General features: G+C 66.1%; 16 protein-coding genes. 7 read left to right on the top strand and 9 right to left on the bottom strand.

The features are described from left to right. Positions 1-28: 28 nt before the first annotated feature. The 5 genes from AC07U1_RS00295 to lgt form a co-directional block, all read right to left on the bottom strand. The gene (locus tag AC07U1_RS00295) at positions 29-1312 is read right to left on the bottom strand and encodes an MFS transporter (RefSeq protein ID WP_495178526.1); all 1284 of its coding nucleotides are present in this window, start codon (positions 1310-1312) and stop codon (positions 29-31) included. Positions 1313-1421: 109 nt separating this feature from the next. Continuing rightward, the gene (pgeF, locus tag AC07U1_RS00290; RefSeq protein WP_495178525.1) at positions 1422-2183 is read right to left on the bottom strand and encodes a purine nucleoside phosphorylase YfiH/LACC1 family protein; all 762 of its coding nucleotides are present in this window, start codon (positions 2181-2183) and stop codon (positions 1422-1424) included. Further along, entirely contained in the window at positions 2180-2698 is a 519-nt protein-coding gene (locus AC07U1_RS00285; RefSeq protein WP_187141626.1) for a GNAT family N-acetyltransferase, read from the bottom strand. Before AC07U1_RS00285 ends, pgeF begins: the two co-directional genes overlap by 4 nt. Beyond that, the gene (locus AC07U1_RS00280) at positions 2695-3735 is read right to left on the bottom strand and encodes a class I SAM-dependent methyltransferase (RefSeq protein WP_495178524.1); all 1041 of its coding nucleotides are present in this window, start codon (positions 3733-3735) and stop codon (positions 2695-2697) included. The genes AC07U1_RS00285 and AC07U1_RS00280 overlap by 4 nt, the downstream gene beginning before the upstream one ends. Further along, positions 3728-4609, bottom strand: coding sequence for a prolipoprotein diacylglyceryl transferase (gene lgt / locus AC07U1_RS00275; RefSeq protein ID WP_056343107.1), 882 nt, complete (start codon positions 4607-4609; stop codon positions 3728-3730). Before lgt ends, AC07U1_RS00280 begins: the two co-directional genes overlap by 8 nt. A gap of 77 nt (positions 4610-4686) precedes the next feature. On the opposite strand from lgt, the gene AC07U1_RS00270 reads away from it, so the two are divergent. From AC07U1_RS00270 to AC07U1_RS00260, 3 genes are read left to right on the top strand one after another with little or no spacing between them, the layout of a single operon-like run. Then, the gene (locus tag AC07U1_RS00270; RefSeq protein WP_495178523.1) at positions 4687-6393 is read left to right on the top strand and encodes a class I adenylate-forming enzyme family protein; all 1707 of its coding nucleotides are present in this window, start codon (positions 4687-4689) and stop codon (positions 6391-6393) included. A gap of 30 nt (positions 6394-6423) precedes the next feature. Beyond that, positions 6424-7269, top strand: coding sequence for a cytochrome b/b6 domain-containing protein (locus AC07U1_RS00265; RefSeq protein ID WP_495178522.1), 846 nt, complete (start codon positions 6424-6426; stop codon positions 7267-7269). Continuing rightward, positions 7266-8045 (top strand): molybdopterin-binding protein, encoded by a 780-nt coding sequence (locus AC07U1_RS00260; protein WP_495178521.1) that lies wholly within the window; start codon positions 7266-7268, stop codon positions 8043-8045. The genes AC07U1_RS00265 and AC07U1_RS00260 overlap by 4 nt, the downstream gene beginning before the upstream one ends. Here AC07U1_RS00260 and AC07U1_RS00255 read toward each other — a convergent pair. The 3 genes from AC07U1_RS00255 to AC07U1_RS00245 all read right to left on the bottom strand — a co-directional run bounded on the left by AC07U1_RS00255 (position 8042) and on the right by AC07U1_RS00245 (position 11177). After that, the gene (locus tag AC07U1_RS00255) at positions 8042-8479 is read right to left on the bottom strand and encodes a DUF1801 domain-containing protein (protein WP_495178520.1); all 438 of its coding nucleotides are present in this window, start codon (positions 8477-8479) and stop codon (positions 8042-8044) included. The genes AC07U1_RS00260 and AC07U1_RS00255 overlap by 4 nt on opposite strands. Positions 8480-8489: 10 nt before the next feature. After that, entirely contained in the window at positions 8490-9830 is a 1341-nt protein-coding gene (locus AC07U1_RS00250) for an acyltransferase family protein (protein ID WP_495178519.1), read from the bottom strand. Between the two features lie 273 nt (positions 9831-10103). Further along, complete coding sequence (locus AC07U1_RS00245; protein WP_495178518.1) at positions 10104-11177, bottom strand: tetratricopeptide repeat protein; 1074 nt, start codon at positions 11175-11177, stop codon at positions 10104-10106. Between the two features lie 142 nt (positions 11178-11319). Between AC07U1_RS00245 and AC07U1_RS00240 the strand changes: the two genes are divergently transcribed. From AC07U1_RS00240 to AC07U1_RS00225, 4 genes are all read left to right on the top strand, one after another. Beyond that, on the top strand, positions 11320-12537 hold the full coding sequence (locus tag AC07U1_RS00240; protein WP_495178517.1) for an argininosuccinate synthase: 1218 nt from the start codon (positions 11320-11322) through the stop codon (positions 12535-12537). Between the two features lie 152 nt (positions 12538-12689). Next, positions 12690-12875, top strand: a complete 186-nt coding sequence (locus AC07U1_RS00235) for a hypothetical protein (protein WP_495178516.1) — start codon at positions 12690-12692, stop codon at positions 12873-12875. A 43-nt stretch (positions 12876-12918) separates the two neighbouring features. After that, the gene (locus AC07U1_RS00230; RefSeq protein WP_495178515.1) at positions 12919-13929 is read left to right on the top strand and encodes a threonine aldolase family protein; all 1011 of its coding nucleotides are present in this window, start codon (positions 12919-12921) and stop codon (positions 13927-13929) included. Beyond that, entirely contained in the window at positions 13926-14882 is a 957-nt protein-coding gene (locus AC07U1_RS00225) for a DMT family transporter (protein ID WP_495178514.1), read from the top strand. Before AC07U1_RS00230 ends, AC07U1_RS00225 begins: the two co-directional genes overlap by 4 nt. A gap of 18 nt (positions 14883-14900) precedes the next feature. Here AC07U1_RS00225 and AC07U1_RS00220 read toward each other — a convergent pair whose 3' ends face one another. Beyond that, on the bottom strand, positions 14901-15572 hold the full coding sequence (locus AC07U1_RS00220) for a hypothetical protein (RefSeq protein WP_495178513.1): 672 nt from the start codon (positions 15570-15572) through the stop codon (positions 14901-14903). Positions 15573-15579: the final 7 nt, after the last annotated feature.

Here is a 15579-nt window from a genome sequence, read left to right as displayed (position 1 = left end):
TTTTGACCGCCGGTCACCCGGCGATTGGTCAATCCTCGACGATCAGGCTGCGGTCCTTCGTTTCGGGGAGCATCAGCGTTGCGACGCCTGCGGCGGCGATGATGAAGGCCACGTAGAAATAAAACAGCCACTCGACCCCCGCGCCCTTCAGTCCGAGCGCGACCATTTCGAGCGTTCCCGCAAACAGCGCATTGCCGATGGCATAGGGCAGGGCGACGCCAAGACCCCGGATATGCGCGGGGAACAGTTCGGCCTTCACCAGCGCATTGTTGGCGCTGTAGCCGCTTTGCAGTGTGATCGGGATCATGATCAGCAAGGTCGCGACGATCGGCGAGGTCACCGTCTCGAGGGTCAGGAAGGTCGGCACCGCGGCAATCGCACCGCCGATACCGAACAGCAGCAGCATCGGCTTGCGCCCGAATTTGTCGGCGAGCGCCCCGAACACCGGCTGCATCGCGGTAAACCAGAGGAGGACGGCGGCGATGATATAGGTGGCGGTCGCCTTGTCGAAGCCCACGGTGTTGAACAGATATTTCTGCATATAGCTGGTGTAGGTGTAGGCGCCGAGCCCACCGCCCGCCGACAAGATGCCGACGAGGATCGATTCGCGGCGATGCTCTTTCCACAACAGCTTCGCGGTCGAGGCGGGGCGGTCGACCGCCTGATTCTGGAATGACGGCGTTTCGGCGAGGTTGCGGCGGAGCACATAGACGCCGAGCGCAAGCAGCGCCCCGATGACGAAGGGAATGCGCCAGCCCCAGGCGGTGAGTTGCTCCTCGGTCAAAAAGCCCTGCAGCACCACCGCGACGAAGATCGCGCAAAGCTGGCCGCCGATCAGCGTCATATATTGGAAGCTGGCCCAGAAACCGCGATTCTTGCGCGGCGCCATCTCGGAGAGATAGGTGGCGCTGGCGCCATATTCGCCGCCGAGCGACAGGCCCTGTAGCATGCGCGCGACGAGCAGCGTTGCGGGGCCGAACAGCCCGGCGACCGCATAGGTGGGGGCGACGGCGATCAGCAAGGAGCCGCTGAACATCAAGGCGACCGACAGCGACAGCCCCGCCTTGCGTCCGCGCGTGTCGGCGAACCGCCCCATCACCCAGGCGCCGATCGGCCGCATGATGAAACCGACGGCAAAGATCGCGGCGGTGCTCAGCAACTGCGCGGTGGGGTCGGCCTTGGGGAAGAAGACGGGCGCGAAATAGATCGCGAAAGAGGCGTAGGCGAACCAGTCGTACCATTCGACCAGATTGCCGAGCGACCCGCCGACGATCGAAACCAGCCGTTTGCGCGGTATCGCCAGGCTCTTCATCCGCATCCCCCTTTTTTGCCATCATCCCGGCGAAGGCCGAGCTCTCGCCGGCGCGTCACGATGCGGGGCTGAGATCCCGGCCTTCGCCGGGATGACGGATGATTATGTATCAGCGGATTCCAATCACCGATAGCTGGCGGCCATAGCTGTTCTCGGCTTTATGGCAGGCGCGGCGATAGCTGAAATAGTCTTCCGCCTCGGCATAGGTGTCGTGTCCGCCGATGGCAATTCGCGTCACCCCGGCGGCGGCGAGGCGCGCGGCGACATAGGCCGCGATGTCGAACATCGCATGGCCGGGCTTGCCGGCGGCGAAGAAGCGCTCGTTGGCGCGATCGTCGGTCAGGAAGGTGGCGACGAAGCCTTCGTCGACCTCGTAGGAGGCGCGCCCAATGCACGGGCCGATCGCGACCGCGATATTGGCGCGCGCGGCGCCCAGGCTTTCCATCGCGGTCAGCGTCGCGTCGGTCACCCCGGCGAGCGCGCCCTTCCAGCCGGCATGCGCTGCACCGACGACGCCGGCTTGGCGGTCGGCGAAAAGGACGGGGACGCAATCGGCGGTCAGGATGCCGAGCAACAGGCCGGGCGTCCGGGTCGCGAGCGCGTCGGCCTCGGGGCGGGCGGCGAGGTCGGTTTCGCCGTCGACGACCATGCAGCGATTGCCATGGACCTGATAGAGTCCGGTCAGCGCCGCGCCGGGCAACACGGCTTCGGTAACGCGGCGGCGGTTCTCGGCGATCAGCGCCGGGTCATCGTCCGATCCGAGGCCGCAGTTGAGCGACGCGAGGTCGCCGGTCGAGACGCCGCCGCGCCGGCCGAAGAAACCATGGGGGACGTCGGCGAGCGCGTCGGACCGGACGAAGGGGACGCTCACAGGTCGAGCCGGAAGAAGCGGTCTTCGTCGACATGGTTGCCGACACGAAACGCATTGCGGCCGACGTCGTAGAAACCATAGCGGCGGTACACCGCCTGTGCGCGCGGATTGTCGGTGAAGACCGAGAGATAGAGGATCGAGGCGCGCGCGCGCGCCCAGCCGATGCCCCAGTCCATCAGCGCGGTGGCGACGCCGGTGCCCTTGGCGGCGTCGGCGAGATAGATCTGGTGGAGTTCGACCGCGTCGTCGGTCGGCTGGTCGGCGGGAAGCTCGAAGTCGAGCGGGCCCATCTTGGCGTAACCGAGGATCGCGCCGGCATCGTCGCGGACCATCGCGATCGACCAGTCGGGATCGGCGATCTGGGCGCGGAACCGGTCGGGCGGGTTCCATGTCGACAGGAAGAGCGCGAGGTCGGCGGGGTCGTAGATATGCCCGAAGGTGGCGGTAAAGGCCGTATTGGCGAACGCCGACAGTGCCTCGGCGTCGGCGATGGTGGCGGGAGTGAGGACGATCATGCGGCAAATCCTGCGGGGTGGGGCCAGGGCGGGGCGAAGGCGGTGAGGATCTGGAACAATTCGCCCATCTCGCCCGCCTCGACGAGGCGGTGGCGCTGGCCCTCGAGTTCTTCGGCGCGGGCGGGCGAGGCGGCGATCAGCGATTGGAGCCGCGCGTCGATCCCGAGCCGCTGGAGCCACAGGCCCTGGCCGACGGGACCGGCGACGGTGAGCCCGCCGCGCCGCGCCGCCGCGGTGAGTGCGGTGAAATCGACATGCGCGGTGAGGTCGACCTCGCCGGCGCGCTCGAAGGGGTCGGCGTAGCGGTGGCTGGATACCGCTTGCAGCGTGTCGCCCGCCGCGGGGCCGCGATAGCCGTAATCGATCGCGAGTATCGCGCCGCCGCTGTGCGCGATGCGCAGCGCGCAGCCGTGCATGACCGCGGACGCGGCGGGGCTGGTTTCGACGACCGTCCCGACGGGCTGGGTGCGGAGCAGGGGCGCGACGTCAGCGTCGACCGGGGTGTCGCCATGCTGCGTCACGAGCCGCGCGCCGTCGCGTGCGACCAGCCGCTCGCGCCAACCCTCTGGGGTCGCGACGAGTTGGCGGATCGGCAGCGCGTCGAAAAACTCGTTGGCGACGATGAGCAGCGCCGCGTCGCCGGGCAGGCTTTCGATCGTGTCATGGTGCGTTCCGTCGGGGACGCGCGACAATTGCGCCGCACGCAGCGCCGGGCTGGTTTCGACCAGTTCGACGCCGACGGGGTCGCAGCCGAAACGCCGCATCGCGCGCAGCGCATCGGCGGCGAGGGTACCCCGACCGGGGCCGAGTTCGACATAGCGAAAGGCCGGACGCCCGGCGCGATCCCACAGGTCGGCGCACCAGATGCCGACGAGTTCGCCGAACATCTGGCTGATCTCGGGCGCCGTCGTGAAATCGCCCGCGGCGCCGAGCGGGTCGCGGGCCGCGTAATAATGGCCGTTCGCCGCCGCCATATAGTCGGCGAGGCTGACCGGGCCGTCCGTCCAGAGGCTTTCCAGCGGACTCTCGTCAGGCAACGCTGTCGGGCCCGGCGATCGGTTCGACGCGCTGGCGGCGGCGCTTGGCGGTGAGGACCAGCCACAGGCCGATCACGATCATCGGCACGGTGAGCCATTGCCCCATCGACAGCCCGGTGCTTTCGACGACCCACATCCGCTGGCTGTCGGGGTTGCGGACGAACTCGACCGCGAAGCGGCTGACGCCATAGATGATCGACGCCATGCCGACGAGCAGGCCCGGCTTGTAGCGCGCATCGGTACGCCAGAAGAGCCAGGTGAGGACCGCCATCATCAGCAGCCCTTCGAGGCCGGCTTCGTAGAGCTGGCTCGGATGGCGCGGCAGCGGGCCGGCCTCGCCGGGGAAGATGATCGCCCAGGGAACATAGGAAATGCGCCCCCACAGCTCGCCGTTGACGAAATTGGCGATGCGGCCGAGGAACAGGCCGAAGGGGATGACGCACGCGACATAGTCGCAGAAGCGCAGGAAGCTGAGCTTTTCCTTGCGCGTCACATACCAGATCGCGATCAGCACGCCGATGACGCCGCCGTGCAGCGACATGCCGCCGTCCCACAATTTGAAGATCGTCGCGGGCTTCTGGATATAGGCTTCCAGATTATAGAAGAGCACATAGCCGAGGCGGCCGCCGAGGATGATGCCGAGCATCGCATAGAAGATCATGTCGTCGGCGTGGCGGCGCGCCATCGGGGCGCCGGGCTGGTCGATCAGCTTGAGCAGATACCAGTAACCGAGGAAGATGCCGGCGAGATAGGCGAGCGCATACCAGCGGATCGGCCAGCCGAAGACGCTGAACGCGATCTCGGAGTTTTCCCCCATGAGATCGTGGAAGTTCACATATTGCGTTGCTTCGGCTAAGGTTGCAAAAAGAAACATATAGTCGCGCTGTCCTTCCCCAGGAGAGGCCTCCCCATAAGGGGTATGGCGAGCGAGACCAAGAGGAGAGATGCCCGATGCCATCCGCGCTCGATTTGCGCCTGGAAGCCGCCTATAATCTGATCACGGGTCCCGGCGGCCCGATCCAGGTCGGAACGGTCGAACGTTTTGGCCGGGACCTTCCCTTTATTACGAACGCGCCGACCAACCTTGCCGATTATGTTGCCTTTTTTGCTGCGCAGCATGCCGATGCGACCTTCCTCGTCGAGGGCGACGAGCGGCTAAGCTTCGGCCAGGTCTATGCCGCGGCGCGCAAGGTCGCGGCGGGATTGATCGAGGGCCATGGCGTCGAGCGCGGCGACCGCGTCGGCATCGCGATGCGCAACGCCAATGCCTGGTGCGTCACCTATATCGGCGTACTGCTCGCGGGCGGCTGCGCGACCTTGCTCAATGGCTGGTGGCAGGGCGGTGAGCTGGCCGCCGGCATCGCCGACAGCGAGGCGAAACTGGTGATCGCCGACGTCCAGCGCGCCGCGCGACTCGCGGAGGTCGCGCATGGCGCGAAGGTCGTCACGCTCGACCTGTCGCAGCCGATCGATGCGGCGATCGCGCCGATCACGTCGGCGGGCGGCAGCGCGGATACGGTTTTACCGGTGCTCACCGGTCAGGACCTGGCGACGATCCTCTTCACCTCGGGCTCGACCGGCCAGTCGAAGGGCGCCTATTCGCGCCACGAGGCGGTGGTGCAGGCGATCTTCAACTATGTGACCCAGACCGCGAGTATCGTGCACCTGTTGACGCAGGACGGGCTGATGTCGGACATTCAGCCCGCGACCCTGATCTGCACGCCGCTGTTCCACGTCACCGCCGAAATCCCGGTGTTCCTGCAGAGCATGGCGCTGGGGCGGAAACTCGTTCTGATGCCCAAGTGGAACGCCGAAGAGGCAATGCGGCTGATCCAGGATGAGCAGTGCAATTATTTCGTCGGCGTGCCGCTGATGAGCTATGAGATCCTGACCCATCCGAACCGCAAGAACTACGACCTGTCGACGTGCAAGAGCTACGCCGGCGGCGGCGCCCCGCGCCCGCCCGAACATGTGAAGCGGCTGTCCGAAGAGATGGGCGATGCCAAGCCCCTGCTCGGGTACGGGCTGACCGAGACCAATGCGGTCGGTTGCGGCATCATCAACGAAAATTACCTCGCCAAGCCGATGTCGACCGGCCCGGCGTCGAAGCCACTGGTCGACCTCGCGATCCTCGACGACAATGGCGACGAACTGCCGCAGGGCGGGGTCGGCGAGGTGTGCATGCGTTCGGTTGCCAATTTCGAGGGCTATTGGAACAACCCGGCAGCGACGAAGGCGGCGTTTTTCGACAGCGGCTATTTCCGTTCGGGCGACCTCGGTTACGTCGACGAGGACGGCTATCTGTTCATCGTCGACCGCAAGAAGGACATCATCATCCGCGGCGGCGAGAATATCAGCTGCCAGGAAGTCGAGGCGGCGATCTACGAACATGCCGACGTCAACGAATGCGCGGTGTTCGGCCTGCCCGACGAGCGGCTGGGCGAGGTCGTCGGCGCGGTGATCTGGGTGAAGCCCGGGTCGACGGTCGACGACGGCGCGATGTGTTCGTTCCTCAGCGGGCGGCTGGCGCCGTACAAGGTGCCGTACAAGATCTGGATGTCGAACGCGGCGCTGCCCAAACTCGGCAGCGAAAAGATCGACAAGGTGTCGCTCAGGAACCAATATCGCGCGCAGTTCGCGACCGAGGTCGCGGCGTAACCAAAGCGAGGAACGAAGCGAATGGGGGATATGGCCCAGCCTGAAGCCCCCACCGTTCCGCCCGGCGCGGAGCAGCCGCGGTGTGTCTATCGCCACCGGCTGCCGACGCGCATCTGGCATTGGGTCAATGCCGTCACGCTGCTCATCCTGCTGATGAGCGGACTGATGATCTTCAACGCCCATCCGCGCCTCTATTGGGGGCAATATGGGGCCAACCCCGACCACGCCTGGTTCGCGGTCGGGGCGACGCCGACGACCGGCTTCGTGCGGATCGGCGAGACGCGGATCGAGACCACCGGGGTGCTCGGACGCTGGACCGATGGGCAGGGCGTCGAACAGACCTGGGCCTTTCCCGGCTGGGCGACGATTCCGACCAGCTACAGCCTCGCCGACGGGCGGCGCTGGCATTTGTTCTTCGCCTGGGTCCTCGCGATCGGGCTGACGCTCTATATGATCTGGACCGCGATCGGCGGGCATTTGCGACGCGACCTGCACGTCCGGCGGTACGAATGGTCGCCGCGCCATATCTGGCACGACATCAAGGATCATGCCCGGCTGCGCTTTCCCAAGGGGGAGGCGGCGGCGCGCTATAATATCTTGCAGAAGCTGAGCTACATCGGGGTGATCTTTGTCCTGCTGCCGCTGATGATCTTCACCGGACTGACGATGTCACCGGGGATGGGCGCGGCGTGGCCGTGGTTGCTTGATATCTTCGGCGGGCGCCAGTCGGCGCGTTCGCTCCATTTCATCGCGGCCTGGCTGCTCGTCGCGTTTTTCTTCGTCCATATCGTCATGGTGTTGCTCGCGGGGCCGGTGAACGAGATCCGTTCGATGGTCAGCGGCTGGTTCAGATTGCCGCCGGAGAAGGGCGAATGAGCGATATCCTTCTTCCCCGCCGCCAGTGGATCGCGCGCGCGGGCGGGCTGGTCGCGGCGGCCGGCGCGCTGCCGCTGCTCGCCGGATGCGACGCGATTAACGAGGCACCGATCACGCGCAAGATATTGTCGATGGGCGAGGACATGCATCGCGGCAGTCAACGCGCGCTGATGGACCGCGACGCGCTGGCGCGCGAGTTCGGCCGTGCCGACCTGTCGCCGGTGTTCCGTTCGAACGGGACGAAGCTGCCGCCGGGCGCGGCCTATGCCGGCCATGCCGCGACCGGGTTCGCCGACTGGCGCGTCGCGGTGACCGGGCTGGTGGCCAAGCCGCTGTCGCTGTCGATGGCGGATATCCGTACGATGCCGCAGCGGAGCCAGATCACCCGCCACGACTGCGTCGAGGGGTGGAGCGCGATCGGCGAATGGACCGGGGTGCAACTCCGCCGCATCCTCGCTGCGGCGCAGCTCAAGGACGCCGCGCGCTTCATCGTCTTCCGCTGCGCCGACCGCATCGGCGACGCGCTCTATTATGAAAGCTGCGATCTGATCGACGCGCTGCATCCGCAGACGATCCTGGCGTGGGCGCTCAATCGCGAGCTGCTGCCGATCGCCAACGGCGCGCCGCTGCGGCTGCGGATCGAGCGCCAGCTGGGGTATAAGCACGCCAAATATGTCACCGGGATCGAAGCGGTCGCCAGCCTCGATGGCATCGGCGCGGGCAAGGGCGGCTATTGGGAGGACCGCATCGATTATGAATGGTATGCGGGGATTTAGGCCGGATATTTCGCGTTCATCGCGTCCCAGGTCAGCGCCACCAGCCTTTCCAGCACGCCCAGATCGACGTCGCCCAGCTTGTTGATATAGAGGCAGACCTTGCTCGTCTTATGCTTGCCAAGCGCCGCGAACAGCGCGTCGGCCTCGGCTTGGCGGTCGCCATAATCCTCCATCAAATAGAGGGTGATCGCCGCCTTGCGCGGGCTGAAGCCGGCGCGGGCCATCGTGCCCGAATGGCCGCTGTCGTAGCGATAGTCATAGCTGCCGTAGCCGATGATCGACGGCCCCCACATCTTCGGCTCGAGGCCGGTAACGCGGCGGTGGATCGCGTCGATCACCGGCGCCTCCTCGCGGCGGCGTTCTTCGGGGAGCGCGGCGATATAGTCGGCGACGGTTACCTCGGTCGCCCTGGTCTTGATCTCGGTCTTGGCCATCTCGCGTCTCCTAGGTTTCGGCGCGGCGCATCAGCAGGCGCGCGGCGGGGCCGAAACCGACCAGCGCGGCGCCGAGGAAGGGCAGGGCAACGACCCATAGCCGCACCCCGGTAACGCCGAGCGGACTGGCGATGCTGATCGCGGCGGTCATCGCGAGCCCGGTGCAGATCATCAGCATGCCGAGGATCAGGCGCGCGTGGGTGACGTCGCCCTCGGCCGCCTTGCCGCCGCTTTCGTAGCGGGCGAAGAGAAGGATGAAGGGGAAGAGCAAAGCGATATAGAGCGCGAACCAGATCGGGCGCGCCAGCCACCACTCGGTACTCCCCGGCTCGACATGCAGGCCCACGCCGCCGAGCAGCCAGGCGGCGACCATCACCAGCACGAAGGCGGTGAGGTGCCAGAGATAGACGGTCATGATCATGCCGTTGATCAGGACCACCGTCGTCCATGCGGTGAGGCCATCGAGCATCGCGCGCGCGGGTTTTTCGAGCGCGAGCGCGAGTCCGGTCTGCGCGATGCCGAGCGCGAGCAGCGCCAGCGTCGGCGGCATCGAATTGCTGAGCTCCGAACCCGGCACGCCGATCATCGCGACCGGATAGGGGCCAAGGCCAACGAGCAGGCCGAGCGCGACCAGGCCCGCCGCCGCCCAGAGCAGCGGCGCGGCGATCCGCCCGTCGTGCCAGGCATAGCCGAGCTGGTGGATCGCGACCCAGACGAAGACGAAGTTCAGGAAATTGACATAGGGAATGCCATATTGCAGCGTCGCGATGTCGATCACGACCGCCGCCGCGACGAGCGCGAAGAAAGACGTGAGGCCAAAGCGCCGCCACGCCGCATGGCTCCACGGGGTCAGCGCGGTGACGATCAGATAGACGGCGAGGAACCACACAGGGACGAGCGCGAGCTGCGTCGCCATCTTGACCACCGCGCGGTCGATGCCGGCCTGGGTGCCGAACAGCGTGACGAGCGCCCAGATCAGCAGCAGCGGCAGCACCGGGTTGATCAGCCGCCGGACGCGCGCCGCGAACCAGGTCGTGAAGCGCCCGCCATTGCGCTGGGTCGCCGCCCAGGACAGGCCGTTCGAGAAACCGCCGACGAGGAAGAATAGCGGCATGACCTGGAACCCCCAGGTCAGCCACTGTGTCCAGGGCAGGATGCCGAGCAGATGCCCGCCCTCGACCGCGCCGTCCTTCATATAGGGCGCGGCGACGAGCCAGTGGCCGACGACGACCGCGAGGATCGAAAAGGCGCGCAGGAAATCGACATAGCGATTGCGTGTCGGCGGCGCCGCCTCGGCCATCGCGCGGGCGCGCGACCAGAGCGTCTTTTTAGGCGGCGTCGCGATGTCCATAAATCTCTCCTCGCCGGACAAGTGGACGGGAAAGAATGATAAAGCGTTAGCCACGATCCGCAACGGTCGTCCGCGCGGCGACCGCGTCGGCGGCAAAGCATGGGGCGATGGGTGGTTCATGGATTGGACGCGGGTGGCGTAGCGATCCTCCCCGGAACGGGGAGGGGGACCAGCGAAGCTGGTGGAGGGGTACGTGCAGTCGAGCGCGGCGGTAAGCTCCTGTGCCCTCCACCACCCTTCGGGTGGTCCCCCTCCCCCTGCGGGGGAGGATCTTTAGCCGTCGCAGTCGCTCCAATAATCCTTGTTCGTGGTGCAGCTTTGCAGCCCCGAATAATGGTTCACCAGGCACACGGTCTTCATCGGGCACGCCTTGAACACGCGCGGCTTGTACTCGGGGGGCGCCTTGGCCTTGGTGAAGGCGCCGACGACCTGCGCGCGGAGCGGGATCAGTTGGCTGCGGATGTTGTCGTCGCCGCGCGCGATGCCCTCGTCCATCCAATAGAGAATCTCGTCTTCATGCGGTAGCGGGTTCTTGAGCTGGAGCAACGACGACGCCGCCATTACGGCGCCATAGGGTTCGCCCTGGTCGGCGACGATCCGCGACAGACGATAGGCGAGGGCGAAATCCTTCCTGGTGCCGGTGCCGCTGTTGATCATGTCGAACGCCATGATGACGGCGTAAAAATGCCCGCGCTCGGCGGCGGACTTGAAGGCGGCGAAGGCCTTTTTCGGGTCCTTTTTCGTCCCGATGCCCTCCAGATAATAGAGCCCGGTGCGATAGATGGCGTCGATGTGGCCCGCCGCCGCCGACTGGCTGAGCAGTTCAAACGCCTTGGCCGGGTCCTTCTTGCCGCCGATGATCCCGGCGCCATAGAGGGTGCCGACCGAATAGAGCGCGACCGGGTCGCCAAGGTCGGCGGCCTGCTCGATCAGCGCCAGCCCGTCCTGCGGGGTGCCGCCGGCGACGCTGCTGTTGATCCATGCGTGGCCGATCTCGCTGAGCGCGGCGGGGTCCTTCTGTTTCTGCGCATAGGCGAGCGCGGCGTCGCGGCCTTCGGTCGTGCGAATATACCAGTTGCCGCCGCGCGCGGTCATTTCGGGCAGCGGCGCGGGGCAGGGGGTGCCGGCATTGGCGCCCGCCTCATAGCTTTGCGCCCACGCCAGCGCCGCCGCCGACGGGCTGGTCCCGGCCTTCTTCTCCGCCACCAACCGGTCATAGGCGTTATGGCAATCGACATTCTGGTTATATTCGCGGGTGGGGTCGGGCATCGCGCCGCCGGCGCTCAGCGTCGAGGAGGCCGTCGCCAGCGCGAGCAGCGGCGCGGCGAAGGTCAAGATCATTCGCATGACAATCATCCTGCAGGCGCGTCCCCCGCGCGATCATGCCGCATGGCGGGCGCGGAAACTTGTAAGAACGCGCCAAGGCGTTGCGCCGCGCGGATCGGCCTGTTAGGCGCCGCCCCGTCATTTCCCGCCAGAAGGTGCTGCCATGTCCGAGTCCATCAAGCGCGTCGTCCTCGCCTATTCGGGGGGGCTCGACACCAGCGTCATCCTGAAATGGCTGCAGGTGACCTATGGCTGCGAGGTGGTGACCTTCACCGCCGACCTCGGGCAGGGTGACGAATTGGAACCCGCGCGCGCCAAGGCTGAGCTGATGGGGATCAAGCCCGAGCATATCTATATCGACGATGTCCGCGAGGAGTTCGTGCGCGACTTCGTCTTCCCGATGATGCGCGCCAATGCGCGCTATGAGGGCGATTATCTGCTCGGCACCTCGATCGCGCGTCCGCTGATTTCGAAGCGGCTGGTCGAGATCGCCAGGGAAGTCGGCGCCGACGCCGTGGCGCATGGCGCGACCGGCAAGGGCAACGACCAGGTGCGTTTCGAGCTCAGCGCCTATGCGCTGAACCCCGACATCAAGGTGATTGCGCCCTGGCGCGAATGGGATCTGACCAGCCGTACGGCACTGATCGAATTCGCCGAAAAGCACCAGATTCCGGTGCCCAAGGACAAGCGCGGCGAAAGCCCCTTCTCGACCGACGCGAACCTGCTGCACACCTCTTCGGAGGGCAAGGTGCTCGAAAACCCCTGGGACGAAACCCCAGACTATGTCTATTCGCGCACGGTCAATCCCGAGGATGCGCCCGACACCCCCGAATATATCACGGTCGATTTCGAACGCGGCGACGGCGTCGCGCTGAACGGCGAGGCGATGTCGCCCGCCACCTTGCTGACGGCGCTCAACGAGCTCGGCCGCAAGCATGGCATCGGCCGGCTCGACCTCGTCGAGAACCGCTTCGTCGGCATGAAATCGCGCGGCATGTACGAGACCCCGGGCGGCGAAATCTACGCCCGCGCGCATCGCGGCATCGAAAGCATCACGCTCGATCGCGGCGCCGCGCATCTGAAAGACGAGCTGATGCCGAAATATGCCGAGCTCATCTACAACGGCTTCTGGTTCGCCCCCGAGCGCGAGATGCTGCAGGCGGCGATCGACCATAGCCAGGAAAAGGTGTCGGGCACGGTGCGGCTCAAGCTCTACAAGGGCAATGCCAGCGTCGTCGGCCGCAAGTCGCCGAACAGCCTGTACAGCGAGCGCCATGTGACCTTCGAGGACGATGCCGGCGCCTATGACCAGAAAGATGCGGCGGGCTTCATCAAATTGAACGCGCTGCGCCTGAAGTTGCTGGCGAAACGCGACCGCTGACGCTTCGACCCGTTCGGGGCAGGAATCGCCGCAGCGAGCGGCCGGATCGATCGCATGCGGTCGACCCGGCGCCCTGTGCGTGATACGTACCGTCCCGGCAATCGAACGATAATGTCGGGAAGAGGCTGCCACCATCCAATGGGGTAGCGGACATGGACGAATGGAACGCGGAGGACGTGACCTCCGAACGCGACGATTGGGAATGGCGCTATGTGCTGGTCCCACGCTTTGCGCTGAACGTCAATCGCACCGGAATGCGCACACGCTTCATCTGGCCGGGGCGCTATCTGGTGCGCTGGTCGCGGACCTATAAACGTTACGTCTATCGCCGCCATTGAGGCCCCGCTGGCGTGCCGCGTTTCGCTGCGCTAAGGGCGCGACATGACCGCGACCCGCTTCTTCTCCGACAATGCCGCGACCGTCCATCCCAAGGTGATGGAAGCGCTGGCGGCCGCCAACCACGTCGACACCGCCTATGACGGCGACGCGCTCAGCCAGTCGCTCGACGCGACCTTTTCGGAGCTGTTCGAAACCGACTGCGAGGTCGTGTGGATCCCGACCGGCACGGCCGCGAACAGCATCATCCTCGCGCATTTCGTGCGGCCCTGGCAGGGCATCCTCTGTTATGAAGAGGCGCATATCGAGGTCGACGAATGCGGCGCGCCGAGCTTCTATTCGGGCGGCGCCAAGCTGATGACGCTGCCCGGGCCGGGCGCGAAGATCGACGCCGACGCGCTGCGCGAGCGCATCCGCAGCATCCGCAACGACGTCCACCAGGTGCAGCCCGCCGCGATCAGCATCACCAACGCGACCGAATATGGCCTCGCCTGGCGCCCCGACGAGGTGCGCGAGATCAGCGAGATCGCCAGGAGCAAGGGGTTGAAGCTCCATATGGACGGCGCGCGTTTCGCCAATGCCGTCGCCTTCGCGGGTTGCGCGCCCGCCGATGTGACCTGGCGTGCCGGGGTCGATGCGCTGTCCTTCGGTTTCACCAAGAACGGCGCGATGATGGCCGAGGCTTTGGTTTTCTTCGGCGGCAGCGGCGGCGCAGGCGTGCGAGAACTCAAGAAGCGCGGCGGCCACCTGCTCAGCAAGGGGCGTTTCGTCGCGGCGCAGATCCGCGCGATGCTCAAGGACGATCTGTGGCTGGCCAACGCGCGCGCCGCCAATGCCGGCGCCGCGGCGCTCGCGGCGGCATGCGGCGACCGGCTGATGTATCCGGTCGAGGCGAACGAGCTGTTCGTGCGGATCAGCGCCGAGGATGCCGCCGACCTGCGCGCCAAGGGCTTCGATTTCTACGACTGGGGCGAGGGTGCGGCGCGGCTGGTGGTGAGCTGGGACCAGGACGCCGAAGCCGTCGCGCCGCTCGCGGCAGCCATCGCGGCGCTGTGAGCGCGCAGCCCAGCCTTTTGACGCCGCGCGTCCTGCTGCCGTTCGCGTTCATCACGCTGATCTGGGGCTCGACGTGGATCGTCATCACCGGGCAGCTGGGGGTCGTGCCGCCGAGCTGGTCGGTCGCTTATCGTTTCTTCGTCGGCGCGGCGGCGATGTTCGCCTATGCGCTGTGGCGGCGCGAATCCTTGTTGCTATCGGGCTGGGCGTGGGGCTTCGCGGCGCTGCTGGGCCTCGCTCAATTCGCGTTCAACTTCAACTTTGTCTACCGGTCCGAACAGCATATTACCTCGGGACTCGTCGCGGTGCTGTTCGCGCTGCTGATTGTGCCGAACACCTTGCTCGGGCGCGTCTTCCTCAAGACGAAGGTCGAGGGGCGCTTCCTCGCCGGGGCGGGAATCGCGATCGTCGGGGTCGGCATGATGATCCTCCACGAATATCGCGCCGCGACGGTCGGGGCGGGCGAGGTGCTGCTCGGCACGGTACTGGCTTTGAGCGGGGTGATGAGCGCATCGACCTCGAACGTCATGCAGGGCGCCAAAATCGCGCGTGCGCAATCGATGGTGGTGATGATCGCCTGGGCGATGCTGTTCGGCGCGCTCGGCGATGCGAGCTTCGCATGGATCATGACGGGGCCGCCGGTCATCGAGACCACGCCCGCCTATATCGCCGGGGTGCTCTATCTGGGCGTGATCGCGAGCGCGGTCACCTTTCCGCTTTATTTCAACATCATTCGCGAGGTCGGGCCGGGACAGGCCGCCTGGTCGAGCGTGCTGATCCCGATCATCGCGATGGGATTCTCGACCGTGCTCGAGGGCTATCGCTGGGCGCCGCTGTCGATCGCGGGTGGTGCGGTGGCACTGGTTGGGCTGGCGATCGCGGTGGCGAAGCGGCCCGACAAGCCCTCGGTCAGCGGCGGGACGGTGTCGGTGCCGGTCGACAAGGCCGACTGACCGGGTCGCTCCAGCGCGTCAGGACCGCTCCTCGCCCACCATATGGTCCGCGACGCTGTATGAATGGCTCGCCTGATAGGCGTTCCGGCCGCGATTCATATGCGTCAGGTTGAAGGCGCGAATGCCCCGCAAGGCATGTGCGTTCGACAGAAAGGCGCGGATCGACGCCGCACTACGAACCCTGATCCCGAACATATCGGCGCCGTTCGGAAAGAAGCAGCTCACATCCTCTGGTGCGGCGACGCATCGCTCGATCAGCGGGAGGTCCACATGTTCGGGATCGCACGACCCGTCGGCGGTGAAATCCGAAAGATGGACGATGAACCGCGCCTTCAGATCGTCGCCGTCGGCATAAAGGGTGAACAGCTCCATCCAGCCCGCATTGACGCGGACGAGCGGCTTGTCGGAGGTCGAGGGCAGGCACGAGACCGACCAATAATAGCGCTCGGTCAGGCGCGGCACCGGGATGCAGACGGCGGCGTACAGGCCGAGGATGGCCAGCAGGTCTTCCGCTTGCGGGCGGCGCAGCAATTTTTCGAAGCGCGCCGCATATTTGAATCGTTGTTCGATCGATTCGGCCCGCTCGTCGGCGTCGGGCGGGCGATAGTCGCCTTCCAGCCAGCCGCGTTGCTGCTCGGGATCGAGAAACTGGCGCAGCCCCTTGGCGCCGCGGTGCGATGCACGGGTCATGCCGCGA

This window comes from Sphingopyxis sp. GW821-FHT02C12, assembly GCF_059421785.1.
This window is presented reverse-complemented; position numbering and strand designations above follow the sequence as displayed.

Bases quoted from the DNA above. Each gene is read 5' to 3' on its own strand.
- AC07U1_RS00230 (WP_495178515.1), top strand. From the start codon at position 12,919: ATGACCGCGACCCGCTTCTTCTCCGACAATGCCGCGACCGTCCATCCC.
- lgt (WP_056343107.1), bottom strand. From the start codon at position 4,609: ATGTTTCTTTTTGCAACCTTAGCCGAAGCAACGCAATATGTGAACTTC.
- AC07U1_RS00245 (WP_495178518.1), bottom strand. From the start codon at position 11,177: ATGCGAATGATCTTGACCTTCGCCGCGCCGCTGCTCGCGCTGGCGACG.
- AC07U1_RS00260 (WP_495178521.1), top strand. From the start codon at position 7,266: ATGAGCGATATCCTTCTTCCCCGCCGCCAGTGGATCGCGCGCGCGGGC.
- AC07U1_RS00270 (WP_495178523.1), top strand. From the start codon at position 4,687: ATGCCATCCGCGCTCGATTTGCGCCTGGAAGCCGCCTATAATCTGATC.
- AC07U1_RS00265 (WP_495178522.1), top strand. From the start codon at position 6,424: ATGGCCCAGCCTGAAGCCCCCACCGTTCCGCCCGGCGCGGAGCAGCCG.
- AC07U1_RS00235 (WP_495178516.1), top strand. From the start codon at position 12,690: ATGGACGAATGGAACGCGGAGGACGTGACCTCCGAACGCGACGATTGG.
- AC07U1_RS00285 (WP_187141626.1), bottom strand. From the start codon at position 2,698: ATGATCGTCCTCACTCCCGCCACCATCGCCGACGCCGAGGCACTGTCG.
- AC07U1_RS00240 (WP_495178517.1), top strand. From the start codon at position 11,320: ATGTCCGAGTCCATCAAGCGCGTCGTCCTCGCCTATTCGGGGGGGCTC.
- AC07U1_RS00250 (WP_495178519.1), bottom strand. From the start codon at position 9,830: ATGGACATCGCGACGCCGCCTAAAAAGACGCTCTGGTCGCGCGCCCGC.
- AC07U1_RS00295 (WP_495178526.1), bottom strand. From the start codon at position 1,312: ATGAAGAGCCTGGCGATACCGCGCAAACGGCTGGTTTCGATCGTCGGC.
- AC07U1_RS00255 (WP_495178520.1), bottom strand. From the start codon at position 8,479: ATGGCCAAGACCGAGATCAAGACCAGGGCGACCGAGGTAACCGTCGCC.
- AC07U1_RS00220 (WP_495178513.1), bottom strand. From the start codon at position 15,572: ATGACCCGTGCATCGCACCGCGGCGCCAAGGGGCTGCGCCAGTTTCTC.